This window comes from Prevotella sp. HMSC073D09, assembly GCF_001814145.1.
Classification (GTDB): Bacteria; Bacteroidota; Bacteroidia; order Bacteroidales; family Bacteroidaceae; genus Prevotella; species Prevotella conceptionensis.
Map to the genome: position 1 here is coordinate 35,555 of NZ_KV815111.1, position 3,628 is coordinate 39,182.

The 3,628-nt window shown below is 45.7% G+C and carries 3 protein-coding genes; all 3 read right to left on the reverse strand.

Annotated elements, in window-relative coordinates; genetic code table 11:
- Nucleotides 1-301 precede the first annotated feature (301 nt).
- Complete coding sequence (locus HMPREF2955_RS15225) at nt 302-670, reverse strand: hypothetical protein (protein ID WP_083317692.1); 369 nt, start codon at nt 668-670, stop codon at nt 302-304.
- A 32-nt stretch (nt 671-702) separates the two neighbouring features.
- Nucleotides 703-2,859 (reverse strand): TonB-dependent receptor, encoded by a 2,157-nt coding sequence (locus HMPREF2955_RS09955; RefSeq protein WP_083317693.1) that lies wholly within the window; start codon nt 2,857-2,859, stop codon nt 703-705.
- Between the two features lie 131 nt (nt 2,860-2,990).
- Nucleotides 2,991-3,628, reverse strand: a 638-nt coding sequence (locus HMPREF2955_RS09960; RefSeq protein WP_139145539.1) for a GLPGLI family protein, incomplete at its 5' end; no start/stop codon positions are given.

Below are 3,628 nucleotides of genomic sequence, written 5' to 3' on the forward strand. Positions count from 1 at the left end.
AGCAAATTGCAGTACATTTAGCCGCAAATAGCCCAAGATGTAGTACAAATGGCAGTCTTTTTAAATAAAAATTCATTTTGCTGCATTCACGGACTAACCCCTTTTTGCATCAAAACAAACCTTCGCGAGAATCGATTTTTTGCAGCAAGGTGGGCGATTGGTGGATAAAAAGGGTACTTATAATGTTAAATTTCTAGCTGAAAAGTTGACAAAGGCTGGCAAGTTGACGAGTGTACAGTTTTCTTTTGCACCCCCATAGCAATCCGAGCGTATCACCGTCAGCAGCAATTCACACCATGCATCACGGCCTATATGTGAGCGTCAACATCAGTTCACGCCCTCTAACACGCATGTCTGTAGTAGTCCGCACCAAGTCGTTATTCATACTGTAAGCGTAACTGCTCTTGTTCAGCGCATTGGTTAACTTCAACTTGCAGTCAATGTGTCTTCCTACATACCCCAAAGCCAAGTCTACAAACACCATATCCTTATAGCCTCTGTCAGGTAATTGATTGCGATACCATTCCAAGTTGGTTTCCAATTTCATTGCACCCACAAGCGGAATGATGGCCTGTGCCTCGTGATGCCAGTTATTTAGCGACGACCTTTTGTCCCAATCGGGCATGTGCATCTTGCTCCAACGGTAAGACAGGGCATAGTTAAAGTCCATTCCTTTCCATAAAACCATGTTGAGACTAGTCTTCAACCCCAGTCCGTCTGTTTGCAGGGCATACGCATTCCATCTTGCGATATGTAGGTGTTCGTATGATTATAGTCCACCATTGTTTGCAATTTAGTGTTGAACAGCGAAAATCCCTTTGACAACATCGATGTCACTTTCCACATGTTATACCGCGTTTCGAAGGGCAACAGCGACAACACAATGTACTTTCCCACAAACTCACGCGATGTGGTATATGGGTTCGTGCCCTGCGTTCGTGTCACATTCACGTTAAAATGCGTAGCCTGCAAGGCATTTTTATATAGCATTCTTAGTCGTACGTTTCGTTCCCTGCACACTGCATAGCCGTTATAGCCCCTGCTGGCATACTCATAATCTTGCAGAATTAGCACGTCGAAAAACCTGTTGATGTCTACTTGCGAAGTGTATTCGCTTGCACTACACCTGAATTCTAACCGTGGCGTGGCATTCCACTGTATGGTTAGGCCGGGCGAGACGTATGTATGCCACTGGCCACCATGCCCCCGATACCAATACATGTTGTGTTCCAAGAAGGCCGAAAGTGTAAAGCGTACGTCGCGCAAACGATATTCCGCTTCGGGATTGGCGTATAGTTGGCAGAAACCGAAACGACCATCACCAATCTTATTAGCCCAAACACTATCGGGCACGCCACAGAGATTGGATTGCAAATTATGCACAACCGCATTCACACCAAGGCTTGTCGATAGTTTTACTTTACCTATAAGCAAAGCTCCTTGCAAACTTGTGTTGGTTTCAAAATAATGCTGTGTAAGGGTCTGTAAAGCCGAATCTGCTTGTATTCGCTGTGGCCTTGTTTCGTAGATGCTGCCCGAATTGAACGACAAGAGGTGCTTACCCCACCGTTTGATAAGGTAAAGGTCGTCTCTGACGGTAAACTTCGGTAGCTTGGCATACACGATATGGGCATTCGTTCCTGTCTCGTTTAGCCATTGCTTACGCCATTCCAGGTCGCCTTGTAGCTTGTTTTTCAGGTAATGGTTGTTGGCATTGTTCTCGTATTTCAATAAGGCGTGGAGATTGTTCTCACGGGTCAATCCATGTTTTTGGTTGTCGGTCAGGTGCGTGTCACCTGCTCTATAATATTCAGTCACCCGTCTTTCCCACGTATTTTCTTCGTTGTTCTCGTATATCAGCTGCAAATTCACCTGCGAAATGTCGTTTATGCGTTTCAGCGTATTTAACGTAAAGCTATGGCTTCTGTTGAAAAGCGACCGCCTACCAAGAAACCCCGAATTAGCCACAGGCAGCTGTATCACATCTGTTAGCCTACTACTTATCTCGTCGAAGTTAAACAGGTTTGTTGTTTCCTTGCCTATTGGCTTACCCAAATTATTTGACTTGTAGGTAGCCATCAGCTGCCATTGTGGCTTAATGCGCATAGCAAAACTCTCGGCTTCCCACAAAGTGCCCTTACTTTTTAGGCCAACACTGCCTTTGGCCGTAACGATCCAGTGTGCCTTCGCTCCGTCTTTCATACGTATGTTCACGGCATCGTCGTTGGTATAAGTAAATTCCTCAAGTACTCTTACTGGTTGATGGTGTTTTATCACCTCCACCGATGCCACCTCACCTTGCGGTAGCGTATTGGTGGCCACACCGTATTTAGCTCCCAGAAGGTCGAGTCCTTCGATGTAAAAGTTGCTTATCGGCTTTCCTCCATAGGAAATTTGGCCGCTCTCCTTGTTCACTTCAAAACCAGGAACGCGCCTCAACACGTCGGCTAATGTTCGGTCGCCGGCTTGTGCATAGGTAGCTAACAGATATTTTATGGTGTCTCCACTAAGCTTGACCTTTTCTGATTTCACGTTCACTTCTTTAAGCGTCACGGCATCATCAGTCATTGTCAGCTTCTGAAAAGGCATGCCCTCCTTCACTTCAATACGCCTAGCCTTATACCCAAGAGAGGAAACTTGCAGGCTGTTTCCCACCTTGGCCTCGATGCTGAATCGCCCTTCCGCATCAGTTTGGCAATAATTCAGCATCTTGTTGCTTTCTGCATCCACGTGTTTCACCACAACCCATTGCATCGGTTGACCGTTTGTATCAGTCAATCTACCTTCCACTTTCACCACTTGTGCACATGTGACGAAAGTCCACAATATGGCTATTGCCATCAAACATGCCTTTTTCATCGTTGTAAAAAGTTTAGTTATGTGATGTGAACATGTGCACTATGCCGCCACATCTATAATATAAGGAGAGCATGAAAGTGAGCTAGGAGCCTCCAAGAAAACTGCTTATTCGTACTCTTCACTCTTGCCATTCACTCTAATTCCATTGGTGGGGCGATGATTGTTTTGGGTGGATAGGTTTTGGGATCGGTGCTTGCTTTCAGGTATTTCTCACGTGCGATGAGTGTGTACTTGTGGTTATAGAAATTGTAGAACATAACGGGCGGCACGCCTTTGGTTTGTAGGCTGTTCGCCTCCAAGTCCATGTAGTTCTCGCAATGGGCTTTTAATATCAGCCCAGGCAAGCCAGCCAGTTTCCAAGGCCCAAGTGGAATGCCAACCTCGGGTGCATACCAAACCGTCCATTCACGCCCCCTGAATCGCGTTTTAGCCATTAGACATTGCTGGCCAACTATCGTTCGCGTGCTATCTGCCACCAAATGCCAGTCCATTTGTGGTATGGGTTCTTCATAAAAACAATGATCGCCGAACAAAGAAGTATACACAGTGATTTTACCTTGCGTTAGATTTCGGTATAAATACTGTCGATGCCCTGGGCTATAAGGCATGCGTTTACTGTCGTCGTCACGATGTTCAAGGGCATCCATCATTCTTCTGAGGCGTTCCATATCATAGTCGGGGCCGTTTGGAGAGTTGCTCATAGAGTCAGATACATACGTGTCTGTATTAATATATTGTAAGCATCCAATATTCGCCGTCTTTTTCCGAT